The sequence below is a fragment of the Streptomyces sp. NPDC026522 genome, from assembly GCF_055567555.1.
In genome coordinates this window covers 379,587-392,366 of record NZ_JBVHQF010000001.1, presented here as the reverse complement: position 1 = coordinate 392,366, position 12,780 = coordinate 379,587, and the positions used below count along the sequence as shown (strand labels likewise).

The 12,780-nt window shown below is 74.4% G+C and carries 12 protein-coding genes; 5 read left to right on the top strand and 7 right to left on the bottom strand.

From position 1 onward, the window contains the following. The first annotated feature begins 6 nt into the window (after nt 1–6). Nucleotides 7–759: a precorrin-6A synthase (deacetylating) gene (gene cobF / locus ACZ4M3_RS01755; protein ID WP_467729194.1), complete on the top strand. Its 753-nt coding sequence runs from the start codon at nt 7–9 to the stop codon at nt 757–759. Nucleotides 760–763: 4 nt separating this feature from the next. Here cobF and ACZ4M3_RS01750 read toward each other — a convergent pair whose 3' ends face one another. The 5 genes from ACZ4M3_RS01750 to ACZ4M3_RS01730 form a co-directional block, all read right to left on the bottom strand. Continuing rightward, complete coding sequence (locus tag ACZ4M3_RS01750; RefSeq protein ID WP_467729193.1) at nt 764–1,945, bottom strand: aminotransferase class V-fold PLP-dependent enzyme; 1,182 nt, start codon at nt 1,943–1,945, stop codon at nt 764–766. Nucleotides 1,946–2,046: 101 nt separating this feature from the next. After that, on the bottom strand, nt 2,047–3,642 hold the full coding sequence (locus tag ACZ4M3_RS01745) for a glycoside hydrolase family 71 protein (protein ID WP_467729192.1): 1,596 nt from the start codon (nt 3,640–3,642) through the stop codon (nt 2,047–2,049). A gap of 229 nt (nt 3,643–3,871) precedes the next feature. Then, a complete protein-coding gene (locus tag ACZ4M3_RS01740; RefSeq protein WP_467729190.1) occupies nt 3,872–4,414 on the bottom strand; it encodes a GNAT family N-acetyltransferase in 543 nt (180 codons plus the stop codon). 126 nt (nt 4,415–4,540) lie between these two features. Then, entirely contained in the window at nt 4,541–6,760 is a 2,220-nt protein-coding gene (locus ACZ4M3_RS01735; RefSeq protein ID WP_467729188.1) for an NADP-dependent isocitrate dehydrogenase, read from the bottom strand. 197 nt (nt 6,761–6,957) lie between these two features. Next, the gene (locus tag ACZ4M3_RS01730; protein WP_467729186.1) at nt 6,958–7,314 is read right to left on the bottom strand and encodes a DUF805 domain-containing protein; all 357 of its coding nucleotides are present in this window, start codon (nt 7,312–7,314) and stop codon (nt 6,958–6,960) included. Nucleotides 7,315–7,580: 266 nt separating this feature from the next. Here ACZ4M3_RS01730 and ACZ4M3_RS01725 point away from each other — a divergent pair, with 266 nt between their 5' ends. Further along, nucleotides 7,581–8,639, top strand: a complete 1,059-nt coding sequence (locus tag ACZ4M3_RS01725) for an NAD-dependent epimerase/dehydratase family protein (RefSeq protein ID WP_467729185.1) — start codon at nt 7,581–7,583, stop codon at nt 8,637–8,639. Between the two features lie 167 nt (nt 8,640–8,806). Here ACZ4M3_RS01725 and ACZ4M3_RS01720 read toward each other — a convergent pair whose 3' ends face one another. Then, nucleotides 8,807–9,916 carry a sensor histidine kinase gene (locus tag ACZ4M3_RS01720; protein ID WP_467729183.1) on the bottom strand — a complete coding sequence of 370 codons (1,110 nt, stop codon included), beginning with the start codon at nt 9,914–9,916 and terminating at the stop codon, nt 8,807–8,809. Continuing rightward, on the bottom strand, nt 9,913–10,656 hold the full coding sequence (locus ACZ4M3_RS01715; protein WP_467729181.1) for a response regulator transcription factor: 744 nt from the start codon (nt 10,654–10,656) through the stop codon (nt 9,913–9,915). Before ACZ4M3_RS01715 ends, ACZ4M3_RS01720 begins: the two co-directional genes overlap by 4 nt. A 129-nt stretch (nt 10,657–10,785) precedes the next feature. Between ACZ4M3_RS01715 and ACZ4M3_RS01710 the strand changes: the two genes are divergently transcribed. The 3 genes from ACZ4M3_RS01710 to ACZ4M3_RS01700 are packed head-to-tail and all read left to right on the top strand — an operon-like array spanning nt 10,786 to nt 12,769. Beyond that, nucleotides 10,786–11,478 carry a glycosyltransferase family 2 protein gene (locus tag ACZ4M3_RS01710; protein WP_467729180.1) on the top strand — a complete coding sequence of 231 codons (693 nt, stop codon included), beginning with the start codon at nt 10,786–10,788 and terminating at the stop codon, nt 11,476–11,478. Beyond that, complete coding sequence (locus ACZ4M3_RS01705) at nt 11,475–12,092, top strand: TIGR04282 family arsenosugar biosynthesis glycosyltransferase (RefSeq protein WP_467729179.1); 618 nt, start codon at nt 11,475–11,477, stop codon at nt 12,090–12,092. The genes ACZ4M3_RS01710 and ACZ4M3_RS01705 overlap by 4 nt, the downstream gene beginning before the upstream one ends. Further along, nucleotides 12,089–12,769, top strand: a complete 681-nt coding sequence (locus ACZ4M3_RS01700; protein WP_467729178.1) for a class I SAM-dependent methyltransferase — start codon at nt 12,089–12,091, stop codon at nt 12,767–12,769. Before ACZ4M3_RS01705 ends, ACZ4M3_RS01700 begins: the two co-directional genes overlap by 4 nt. Nucleotides 12,770–12,780 lie beyond the last annotated feature (11 nt).

Here is a 12,780-nt window from a genome sequence, read left to right as displayed (position 1 = left end):
AGCCGGGTGAAGAAGTTCTCAGTGATCGGCATAGGCGCGGGCGACCCGGACCACCTGACCCTCCAGGCGGTCAAGGCGATCGGTGCCACGGACGCATTCCTCATCCTGGAGAAGGGCGAGGAGAAGGCGGACCTCACCGGGCTGCGCCGGGCGATGCTCGAAGCGCACGCCCGCCCCGGCCACCGGCTGGTGGAGGGCCGCGACCCGGACCGCGACCGGACCCCGGCCGACTACGCCCCGACGGTGGACGGCTGGCGCAGCGCACGGGCCGAGATCTTCGAGCGGTTCGTCGCCGAGGACCTCGCGGACGGCGAGACGGGCGCGTTCCTGGTGTGGGGCGACCCGTCGCTGTACGACTCCACCCTCGCGATCCTGGACGAGGTGCTGGAGCGGGGGCGGGTCGCCTTCGAGCACGAGGTGGTGCCGGGCATCAGCAGCATCTCCTCCCTGCTGGCCCGGCACCGTACGAATCTGAACCGGGTGGGGCGGCCGGTCCAGATCACCACCGGCCGGCGGCTGGCCGATGGCTGGCCGCAGGACGTGGACGACGTGGTGGTGATGCTGGACGCGCGGCACGCCTTCACCGCCCACCTGGACCAGGACCTCTTCATCTACTGGGGCGCCTACGTGGGCACGCCGGACGAGATCCTGGTCTCGGGGAAGCTGGCCGAGGTCGCGGGCCGGATCGAGGAGCTGCGGAGCGAGGCCCGCGCCCGCAAGGGCTGGATCATGGACACCTATCTGCTGCGGCGCGGCTGAACCGCTACCCCGCGAGGTAGGCCGGGAGGCCGGCGGCGAGGCGTTCGTACTCCTCGGGGCGGGTGTAGAGCTGCCCGCAGACGCGGATGCCGCCGCCGCCCGGCCAGGGCCAGATCAGCACCCGGATCCGCAGCTCCCGGGCGATCCGTTCGCGCAGTTCGCGGGCGGCGTCCGGGGTTTCGGCGGTGCCGGGCGGCAGCCGCAGGGCGCGCATGCCCACTCCCGGGGTGTACGGGAGCGGGGTGAGCCCGGGGAGTTCGGCGAGCAGGGCCGCGCCGTAGCCGGCGAGGGCGCTGTTGTGGGCCCGTACCTTGGCGGCGTCGAGCCGCTCCAGGAGGTCCAGTCCCTCGGGGGCGGCGAGCCAGCCGGTGTAGTCGGCGGTGGCCCGGTTCTCGACGGAGCGGGGGAAGCCGTCCCCGTCCTCCCAGGACGGCACCAGGGCCCGGACGCGGCCGCGGTGGCGGGGGGCGACGGCGAGGAGGGCGCTGCCGGAGGGGGCGTACCCCCACTTGTGCAGGTTCCCGAACCAGAAGTCGGCACCGCCCGCGAGCGGATCGGCGAGCATGCCGGGGGCGTGGGCGCCGTCGACGACGGTGGTGACACCGCGCGCGGCCAGGTCGGCGAGGAGCGCCGGGGTGGCGATGAGCCGGGCGGTGGGCGAGCTGATCTGGTCGAGCAGCGCCACCTTGGTACGGGGCGTCAGGCCGGCCAGCACGGCTTCCCGTACGGCGTCCTCGTCCGGGAGGCCCGGGTCCAGGGAGACGGTGGTGACGCGGGCCCGGCGGGCGGCGGCCGCGACCACCGTGCCGTAGCCGTGGTCGGTCACCAGGACCTCGTCCCCGTCGGCCAGTTCGAGGGCGTTCAGCGCGAGGTTGGCGCCCTCGGTGGCGTTGGAGATGAACGCGATCCCGTCCGGCTCGGCCCCCAGGTGCACGGCGACCCGGCCGCGGGCGGCGGCGATCCGGTCGGCCACGCCGACGAAGAAGGTGTCGGGGTCGGCGTGCACCTCCTCCCGCAGCGCCGCCTGGACCTCCTGGACGGGGAGCGGGACGGCGCCGAACGAGCCGTGGTTGAGGTGGGCGATCGCCGGGTCGAGGCGGAAGAGCTGCGGCCCGCCCGGGAACGCCGGGGGGCCGCCCGGTGCGGCGGTCGGGACGCTCTTCGGCCCGCTGGTCGGCTCGGTCACGATGCTCCTCCGGGGTGGCGGTGGGACGGTCCTCCGGAGCATGCGGCGCCCCCGCACGGACCGGTAGGGCCAATTGCGCCAGGGTGGCCGGGGCCCCGGAGCTACTGCCGTCCGCTGGTCGCGCCGTAGTACTGGAGGTCCTGGACCTCTACCGTGCGGTCCACCGGGTACGGCAGTTCCACCTCCGCCGCGGCGCGTCCGCCCCGGACCGCCCGGGCCGAGCTCGTGCCGGGCTTGAGCGGCAGCAGCTCGGCGTGCGGGCCGGCGGGTGCCTCGTACGCGCCCTGGACGGATCCTACGGTCGTACGGACCGTCGCGGGTTCCGTGAGGAAGCTGAGCACCTCCACCGTGTCGCGCGGGGCGGCGCTGCCCCGGCGCGGCGCCATGACCAGCGACTGCCCGCCGGTCGGGCCGGCGGCGGCGAACTGGGTGCGGGCCGTCAGGTAGAGCGTGTCCCGCACGATCGGGGGACGGCTGCCCGTCTTGAACCGGGTCAGGTAGTAGGACGTCAGGTCCAGGTACGTGTACCCGTTGTGCAGGGACGGGGCGAACTGGGTGCCCTCCGAGTAGTCGTTCCAGGTGGTCAGCTGCACCCAGTCGGCGCCGTCGTCGATGGCGTGCGCCCACGTCGAGCGGAGGGTGGCGGTGTTGCCCGCCTCGTCGTAGACGCCCTGGTTGGGGCGGCTGTCCTGGACCGACACGGGCTGCATCCAGAGCTTGCCCGCGTCGTGGGCCCGCCGCACGTCGGCGGTGGCGCCCTCCTGGCCGACGTAGCTGCGGGTGCCCCATTCGGAGAAGCCGTGGCTGATCGGGGCGAACGCCGCGTGGTTCGCGCCGAAGTCGAGGAAGAGCGGCACGAGGGCCGTACGGATGCCGTGCCGGGACTTGAGGGAGGCCATGACCCGGGACCACCAGTCGGCGCTCTTGGCCTCCGCCTTGAACGGCGATACGACGAGCCGCCCGTCACCGAGCCGGTGTGCGGCGGGTTGGGCCCCGAGGGCGGCGAGGGCGTCGGCGAGCACCGCCGGGTCGTCGGACGTCAGGGCGGTCATGTCGGGCATCAGCATGACCTTGAAGCCGGGGTCGACGGAGTGGGCGGCGGCCATCAGCCGCTCGGCCCGGTCCCAGTTGCTCCCGGACAGCGACAGCAGGTCGAGGGTGAACCCGTCGATGCCCGCGTCGCGCGCGGTGCGCACCTCCTGCTGGAGGTTGGCGTACTCCCAGTCGCCCGGCTTGGGCGGCACCGGCAGCGGGCGGTCGCGCAGCAGGCCGCCGTAGCGCTGGTGCTTGCCGCTCTCGCCCGCGGGGTCGAGGTAGTTGCGGGTGTAGTAGTCGACGTCGGCGCTCGCGTTGTCCAAGGAGAGCGGGTACGGGGTGAAGTAGTGGGCGAACACCAGCTTCCTGCCCGCGGCGCCGGAGCGCAGCGCGGCCGGCGCGGGCAGGTCGAAGGGCAGCGCTCCGGCGGGGCGGGCCTCGCCGCTTTCCGCCGCGCCGCGGGGCACCGCCTTGTCCGGCGTCCGGGGGCTGGGGCCGGGGCTCCGACCGGGCGCCGGGGCGATGGCGGTGGGTCCGGTGGGCCAGGGGCTGCCCGGGGCGGTCGCGAAGCGTTGCTGGCGCGCCTCGGTGGTGAAGGGGTCCCAGGCGATTCCGGTGGCGGCGCAGACGCCGACGAGCAGGACGGCCGAGATCAGGAGCACCAGGAGCGGTCTGCGCGCCCGGAACCGGGGGCGGCGCCGGTGCGAGGAGGGACGTGCCGCCCGCGCTGCCCGCCGGTCCGCCCTCATCCGAAGCCCCTCCCGGAATATGCCCCGTGCGCGGGGCTGCACAGCAGTAGAGCCGATTCCGGGCGTACGGACAACCGTTCGCGTGCGGCCGGGCCGCCGCGCGTACGTCACGGGGACCAGGGTGCCTACGCCGACCGCGGGGCTAGCCCTGCGGCAGCGGCTGCCACTCCTCGACGGGGAGCCCGAGGACCACCTCGTCCAGCCAGGCCCCGGACACCCAGGCGGCCCGCCTGAGGGTGCCCTCCAGGGTGAACCCCGCGCGCCGGGCGGCGCCGATCATGGCGGCGTTGTCGGCGAGGGTGTCCACCTGGAGCCGGTGCAGCCCGCGCACGGTGAACCCGTAGTGGCACAGCAGCTGGACGGCCTCGGCGCCGAGGCCGCGGCCGCGGCTGCCGGGGCGCAGGGAGAGGCCGAGGTGGGCGCGGCGGTTGTGGGTGTCGATGCCCCACAGCAGCGCCTCGCCGGCGAGTTCCCCGGAGGCGCGGTCGGCCACCGAGAAGAACGCGACGTCCTCGGCCGGGGCGGCGGGTTCGTACGGGGAACCACTGCTGCCCGGCGCGACGGGCCGCCAGGGGCGGCTGTCGGCGCGCGAGCGAGTGGCCACGTCCTCGTACAGCTCGGTGTGGAGTACGGGTACGTCTTCGGGGAGCCGGGCGCGCAGCCGGATCAGCTTTCCTTCGATCATCCGCTCTTCCTAGCCGGTGGCCCGCTCCGGCCACAACCGGTTTCCGGTCCCGGACACGGGACCGCCCCGGCCGGGCACTGGGCCGGCCGGGGCGGAACACGCGGTACGTCCGAACTGCGGAAGGGCTTAACCCAGCGTCGCGATCGCCTTGTTGAAGGAGGCGGACGGGCGCATCACCGCGGCGCACTTGGCCGGGTCGGGCTGGTAGTAGCCGCCGATGTCGGCCGGGGAGCCCTGCACCGCGATGAGCTCGCCGACGATGGTCTGCTCCTGCTCGGCCAGGGTCTTCGCCAGCGGCTCGAAGGCGGCCGCCAGCTTCGGGTCGTCGATCTGCCGGGACAGCTCCTGCGCCCAGTACAGGGCGAGGTAGAAGTGGCTGCCGCGGTTGTCGATGCCGCCCAGCTTGCGGCTCGGCGACTTGTCCTCGTTGAGGAAGGTGCCGGTGGCGCGGTCCAGGGTGTCGGCCAGCACCTGGGCGCGGGCGTTGCCGGTGGTGGTCGCGAGGTGCTCGAAGGAGACGGCCAGGGCGAGGAACTCGCCCAGCGAGTCCCAGCGCAGGTAGTTCTCCTTGACCAACTGCTGCACGTGCTTCGGGGCGGAGCCGCCGGCGCCGGTCTCGAAGAGGCCGCCGCCGTTCATCAGCGGGACGACCGACAGCATCTTGGCGCTGGTGCCCAGCTCCAGGATCGGGAACAGGTCGGTCAGGTAGTCGCGCAGCACGTTGCCGGTCACCGAGATAGTGTCTTCGCCGCGGCGGATGCGCTCCAGGGAGAAGGCGGTGGCCTCGACCGGGGAGAGGATCTTGATGGTGAGGCCGTCGGTGTCGTGGTCGGCGAGGTACGTCTTGACCTTGGCGATCAGCTGCGCGTCGTGCGCGCGGCCCTCGTCCAGCCAGAAGACGGCCGGGACGCCGGTGGCGCGGGCGCGGGTGACGGCGAGCTTGACCCAGTCCTGGATCGGCGCGTCCTTGGTCTGGCAGGCGCGGAAGACGTCACCGGCGGCGACGTCCTGCTCCAGGACCACGTTGCCGTCGGCGTCGACGACGCGGACGGTGCCCGCCGTGGCGATCTCGAAGGTCTTGTCGTGGCTGCCGTACTCCTCGGCCTTCTGCGCCATGAGGCCGACGTTGGGGACCGAGCCCATGGTGGCGGGGTCGAAGGCGCCGTGCGCGCGGCAGTCATCGATGACGGCCTGGTAGACACCGGCGTAGCTGCTGTCCGGCAGGACGGCCAGGGTGTCGGCCTCGTTGCCGTCCGGGCCCCACATGTGGCCGGAGGTGCGGATCATGGCCGGCATGGAGGCGTCGACGATGACGTCGGACGGGACGTGCAGGTTGGTGATGCCCTTGTCCGAGTCGACCATGGCGAGCGCCGGACCGTGGGCCAGCTCGGCCTCGAAGGAGGCCTTGATCTCGTCGCCGAGCGGGACGCCGTCCAGGCCCTTGAGGATCGCGCCGAGGCCGTCGTTCGGGGACAGGCCCGCGGCGACGAGCGCGTCACCGTAGCGGGCGAAGGTCTTCGGGAAGAAGGCGCGGACCACGTGGCCGAAGATGATCGGGTCGGAGACCTTCATCATCGTGGCCTTGAGGTGCACGGAGAACAGGACGTCCTCGGCCTTGGCGCGCTCGATCTGGTCGTTGAGGAAGGTGCGCAGCGCGTCGACGTGCATCACGGACGCGTCCACGACCTCACCGGCGAGGACCGGTACGGACTCGCGCAGCACGGTGGTCGTGCCGTCGGCGGCTACGTGCTCGATCCGCAGCGTGCCGGCCTCGGCCATGACGGCGGACTTCTCGGTGGAGCGGAAGTCGTGCTCGCCCATGGTGGCGACGTTCGTCTTCGACTCGGGGCTCCAGGCGCCCATGCGGTGCGGGTGGGCCTTGGCGTAGTTCTTGACCGAGGCGGGGGCGCGGCGGTCGGAGTTACCCTCGCGCAGGACCGGGTTGACGGCGCTGCCCTTGACCTTGTCGTAGCGGGCGCGGATCTCGCGCTCCTCGTCGGTCTTCGGGTCGTCCGGGTAGTCCGGGAGGGCGTAGCCCTGGCCCTGGAGCTCGGCGACCGCGGCCTTGAGCTGCGGGATCGAGGCCGAGATGTTGGGCAGCTTGATGATGTTCGCTTCCGGCGTCTTCGCCAGCTCGCCGAGCTCAGCGAGGGCGTCGGCGATGCGCTGCCCCTCTTCCAGGTGCTCGGGGAAGCTGGCGATGATCCGACCGGCCAGGGAGATGTCACGGGTCTCGACATTCACACCGGCCGTCGACGCGTACGCCTGGACCACAGGCAGGAACGAATACGTCGCGAGGGCCGGGGCCTCGTCAGTGTGCGTGTAGATGATGGTCGAGTCAGTCACCGGATGCTCCGCTCCACAGTCTGCGTCTCTCGTCTGCAACATTGCTCGACATCAAGATATCTCGTGATCGGGCCGGTCCGGACAGCCCCCCGGCCGCGAGGTCACGAGAGACATGTCACCCTCGCGCGAAAGCGCCGCCTCCGGCTGTTTCCAGCCAGCGGCGGCGCTCGGAGCGGGCGGTGCGGTGGGGGCGCGGGTCAGGCGGCGACGACCTGCCTGGGGTCGGGCCCGTACTGGTTGGAGCCGGGGTTCCCCTCGATGGCCAGGAGGATGATCAGCCAGATCCCGCCGATGAAGGGGATCAGGCTGACCAGGTACCACCAGCCGGACTTGCCGGTGTCGTGCAGCCGGCGCACGGAGACGCCCAGGCTGGGCAGCAGGATGGCGAGGCAGTAGATCCAGGTGATGACGGGGTAGCTGTCGAGCGCGAAGTCGATGACCGTGAGGACGGCGACGATCGGGATGTTCCACAGGACGAACATCCAGTACTCCTGCCGGCGGGCCCGGCCTTGGAAGTCCGCGTAGCGCTTGAGTATGTCCGTGTAGTAGTGCACGGGTCCCCCCAGGGAGCGGATTCGGCCACTCCTCCCGCAGGAGCGACCCCAGGCCGGACTTATGCCCTTCTTACGGCGCCCTCAAGCCACCCGGGGCGGCCGAAGATGCGCCGGATCCCTTGCCGTTATGGGGAGTTGACGCTTCCGCGACCCTGGCCCGTCCGTCCGCCGCCCGGTCCGCCGCAGGGCTGCGGAGAAGTGACGGAACCCTTACGGCGCCGCGCCGGAGCCGCCGGCGGGGCGGCGGAATCCGTAGCGTCCGGTGCATGCGCGTACTCGTCACCGGAGGAGCCGGGTTCATCGGCTCGCACATCGTCACGGCCCTGCGCCGGCGCGGGCACCACCCCGTGGTCCTCGACGCCCTGCTGCCGGCCGCCCATCCCGTCCCGGAGCAGCCGCCGGGGCCCGACTTCGTACGGGCGGACGTGCGGGATCCCGACGCCGTACGGGCGGCCCTGCGCGGGGTGGACGCCGTGTGCCACCAGGCAGCGATGGTCGGGCTCGGTAAGGACTTCGCCGACGCGCCCGCCTACGTCGGGGCCAATGACCTGGGGACGGCGGTCCTGCTCGCGGCGATGGCCGAAACCGGAGTCCGCGGACTCGTCCTCGCCGGCTCGATGGTGGTCTACGGGGAGGGCCGCTACGAATGCCCCCGCCACGGCGTCGTGCGGCCCGGGCCGCGCCGGGTCGCGGACCTTTCCGCGGGCCGCTTCGAGCCGCGCTGCCCCGCCTGCGGCGCGGAGCTCGCGCCGGGCCTGGTGGCCGAGGACGCGCCGGCCGACCCGCGCAACGTGTACGCGGCCACGAAGCTGACCCAGGAGCACCTGGCGGCCGCGTGGGCGCGGTGCGTGGACGGCCGGGCGCTGTCGCTGCGCTACCACAACGTGTACGGGCCGGGGATGCCCCGCGACACCCCGTACGCGGGGGTGGCCTCCTTCTTCCGCTCGGCGCTGGCCAGGGGCGAGGCGCCGCGGGTCTTCGAGGACGGGGCCCAGCGGCGCGACTTCGTCCACGTCGGGGACGTCGCGGCGGCCAACGTGGTGGCCCTGGAGGCGCTGGGCTCCGCGGGCGCGCTCCCGGCGGGCGCGTGCACCCCGTACAACACGGGCAGCGGCGAGCCGCACACGGTCGGCGAGATGGCCGCGGCCCTGGCGGCCGCGCACGGCGGCCCGGAACCGGTCGTGACGGGCGAGTTCCGCCTGGGCGACGTCCGGCACATCACGGCCGACTCGCGCCGCCTCCGCGCGGACCTGGGCTGGCACCCGGAGGTCCCCTTCGAGAAGGGCATGACGGAATTCGCCCACGCCCCCCAACGCCAGGCCTGAGCCCCACCTGCCCGGCCCGGCACCGCCGGGCCCCGGCCCGCCCGGCCGGGGCGTGACGTGGGGCCGGCGGCTCCGTCGGGACGCCCCCTCCGGGCCGGTCCGGGGCGCGTCGACCTGGTGCCGGGCGCGCTCGGGCGACTCCGACACCGCCGGGGCACCGGGCGCGGTCAGGCCGGGAGCGGCAGGGTCACCTCGAAGCGGCAGCCGCCCGGGACGTTGTGGACCGTGGTGCGGCCGGCGTGGGCCTCGACGATGCCGCGGACGATGGCGAGGCCCAGCCCCGCTCCGGCCGGGGGCGTACGGGCGGTCGTGCCGCGCCAGCCGGTGTCGAAGACCCGGGGCAGGTCCTCGGCCGCGATGCCGCCGCAGCCGTCCGTGACGGACAGCACGACCGCCCCGGCCTGCCGTTCGGCGCCGATCGCGACGGTCCCGTCGGCCGGGGTGTGCCGGATCGCGTTGACCAGCAGGTTCGCCAGGACCCGGGTCATCTCCTTGCCGTCCACCTCCACCGGCACCCGCTCCACGGTGTCCCCCACCAGCCGGACCCCGTGCTCGCGCGCCAACGGGTCCACCCCCGACAGCGCGTCCCCGACCAGGTCGTACACCGACATCCGGCTCGGGGTCAGGCTGAGCGCGCCCGCGTGGATCCGGGACAGCTCGAACAGGTCCCCGACCATCGAGTTCAGCCGCTCCACCTCGGTGCGGATCTGCCGGTGGTAGCGGCCCGGGTCGGCGGCCATCCCGTCCTCCAGTGCCTCGGACATCGCCCGCAATCCCGCCAGCGGGGTCCGCAGGTCGTGCGAGATCCAGGCCACCAGTTCCCGCCGCGAGGCCTCCAGCGCGCGCTCCCGCTCCCGTGAGGCGGCCAGCTTCGCGCTGGTCGCCGCCAGCTCGCGGGACAGCGCGTCCAGTTCGGCGGTGGTCTGCCCGGACGGCGCCGCGAAGCTGCCGCCGTCGCCGAAGTCGCGGGCCGCGAGGGACAGTTCCCGGCTGCGGGCGACCACCCACCGCCCCAGCACGAGCGCGGTCCCCAGGGAGACCACCGCCGCCATCGCCGCGACCAGCGTCACCACACCGAGATCGTGCGTGGACAGGAACATGGCCTGCGCGACGGCGAGGGTTCCGGCCAGCATCGCGGTGACCGTGACGGCGGCGACGACCGTGAGCGAGACGGCGGCCGAGCGGTGCCGCACCAGTCGCAGGACGCCCGCGCCGAGCACCCCGGCACAGGCGGCCCCGCCGAGCGCGAACAGCGCGATCAGCAGGATGTCGTTCATGCCGGCTCCCCCGTGCCCGTGGGAGCCGGATCCGCGGCGCCGGTGGGGTCGAAGCGGTAGCCGACCCCCCACACCGTCTGGATCAGCCGCGGCCGGCCCGGGTCGGTCTCGATCTTCGCGCGCAGCCGCCGGACGTGCACGGTCACCGTGGACAGGTCCCCGAAGTCCCAGCCCCACACCTCCCGCATCAGCTCCTCCCTGCCGTGCGCCCGCCCGGGGTGCCGCAGGAAGTGCGCGAGCAGGTCGAACTCCCGCAGCGTCAGGGTGAGTTCCTGCCCGTCCTTGGTGGCGCGGTGGGTCGCGGGATCGAGCGCGAGCCCGGCGCCCACGAGCACCCGCGGCACTCCGGCGGGCCCGGCGGCGCGGCTGCGCCGCAGTACGGACGTCACGCGCAGCACCAGCTCGCGCGGGCTGAACGGTTTGGTGACGTAGTCGTCCGCGCCCACCTCCAGGCCCGCGATCCGGTCGTCCTCGTCGCCCCGGGCGGTCAGCATGATCACCGGCACCGGACCGGCCAGGCGCAGCCTGCGGCACACCTCCAGCCCGTCCAGCCCCGGCAGCATCAGGTCCAGGACCACCAGATCGGGGCGGGCGCGCCCGGCGTGGTCCAGGGCGGACGGTCCGTCACCGGCCTCCTCCACGGCGAACCCGGCGCGCCGCAGGTACTGGGCGACGACCTCGGAGACGGTCGGGTCGTCGTCCACGACGAGGATCCGGGCGGGGGGCGCTTCCATGCTCATGCCGTACAGCCTCCCATCCGGGGCCCGGGCGCGGGAGCGCCCGCCCGGCCGGTGGGGGTGACGTCCGCGTTTCGTAAGGACTCCCGAGCCCCATCGTGGCCTTCCGCTTCCTACGGTGATCGCGTGACCATGACCGCGACCGTAGACGTCGTACTCCCCTGTCTGAACGAGGCCGAGGCCCTGCCCTGGGTGCTGGACCGCATTCCCGCCGGCTGGCGGGCCCTGGTCGTGGACAACGGCTCCACCGACGGCTCCGCCGGGATCGCCCGGGCGCTCGGCGCCACCGTCGTGCACGAGGAGCGGCGCGGTTTCGGCGCCGCCTGCCATGCCGGGCTGCTCGCCGCCGAGGCGGACATCGTCTGCTTCTGCGACTGCGACGCCTCCCTGGACCCGGGGCTGCTCACCGGGTTCGCGGCTTCGGTGGCCGCCGGTGAGGCCGATCTGGTACTGGGCCGGCGCCGTCCGCAGGGCCGCGGGGCCTGGCCCGCGCACGCCCGGGCCGGGAACCTGGCGCTGGCCCGGATGCTGCGCCGCCGCACCGGCCTGGAGCTGCGCGACCTGGGCCCGATGCGCGCCGCCCGGCGGACCGGCCTGCTGGGGCTGGACCTGACCGACCGGCGCTCCGGGTACCCGCTGGAGATGGTGGTACGGGCGGCGGACGCCGGGTGGCGGGTCCGGGAGGTGGACGTGCCGTACCTGCCCCGGTCCGGGAAGTCGAAGGTGACCGGCACCTGGCGGGGCACCTGGCAGGCCGTGCGGGACATGAGCCGGGTGCTGGCGGAACCCGCCGGCGGCCGCCCGGTGGCCGGGGGTGCCCGGTGAGTACGTTGCTGGTGATCGCCAAGGAGCCCCTGCCGGGCCGGGTCAAGACCCGGCTGACCCCGCCCTTCACCCCCGCCGAGGCGGCCGCGCTGGCGGAGGCAGCGCTGGCGGACACCCTGGCGGCCGTGGCCCGGACCCCCGCCGAGCGGCGGGTGCTCGTACTGGAGGGGCGGCCCGGTCCGTGGCTGCCGCCCGGGTTCGAGGTGGTGCCGCAGGTGGCCGGCGGCCTGGACGAGCGGCTCGCCGCCGCCTTCGCGGGCTGCACCGGGCCCGCGCTGCTCATCGGGATGGACACCCCGCAGGTCACGCCCGAGCTGCTGACGGTCGACTGGTCGGAGCGCGACGCGTGGTTCGGGCCCGCCGCCGACGGGGGTTTCTGGGCGCTGGGTCTGGCGGCCCCGGATCCGGCGCTGCTGCGCGGCGTTCCGATGTCCGTGGCCCGGACGGGCGCCGTCCAGTACGAGCGGCTGCGCGCGGCCGGGCTGCGGATCGGGCGGCTGCCGGTGCTGCGGGACGTGGACACCGCCGAGGACGCCCGGCTGGTGGCGGCCCAGGCCCCGGCGGGCGCGTTCGCGGCCCGGCTGGCGCAGCTCGCCCCGGCGGCCCGCCGATGAGCGCGCCGGGGGCGGTCGCGGCCTGGTCGGCGGACCCGTACACGGTGGCGCTGCGCAGCGGCCGGGGCCCGCTGTTCCTGCGGCGGGGGGACGGCTGGCTGTTGCCGCTGGACGTGGAGCGCTGGTGCGAGGAGCCCGACGGGGCGGACTGGACGGTGCTGGACCGCTGCCGGGGAGCGGTGCTGGACATCGGCTGCGGCCCCGGCCGGCTGGTGTCGGCGCTGGCCGCCCGGGGGCACCGCTCGCTGGGGATCGACGTCAGCCCGGAGGCGGTGGCCCGTACGGCCCGCTCGGGCGGTACGGCCCTGCACCGGTCGGTCTTCGACTCCCTTCCCGGGGAGGGGCGTTGGGACACGGCCCTGCTGATCGACGGGAACATCGGGATCGGCGGGGACCCGGCGGCGCTGCTGCGGCGGATGGCGGAGGTACTGGCCCGGACGGGCACGCTGGTGGTCGAGTGCGCGGAGGTGGAGGTGGACGAGCGCTGCGAGGTCCGGGTCGCGGACGGGCGCGGCGGCCTCGGCTCCCCGTTCCCGTGGGCGCGGGTCGGCGCGGGGGCGCTGGCCGCGCACGCGGCGGCCTCCGGCTGGACGCCGTCGCGGCGCTGGTCGGCGCCGGGCCGGGTGTTCGTGGAACTCACCCGCGCCTGCCCACCGCCCCGCCCCTCCCACCCCTAGCCCCGGCCCGC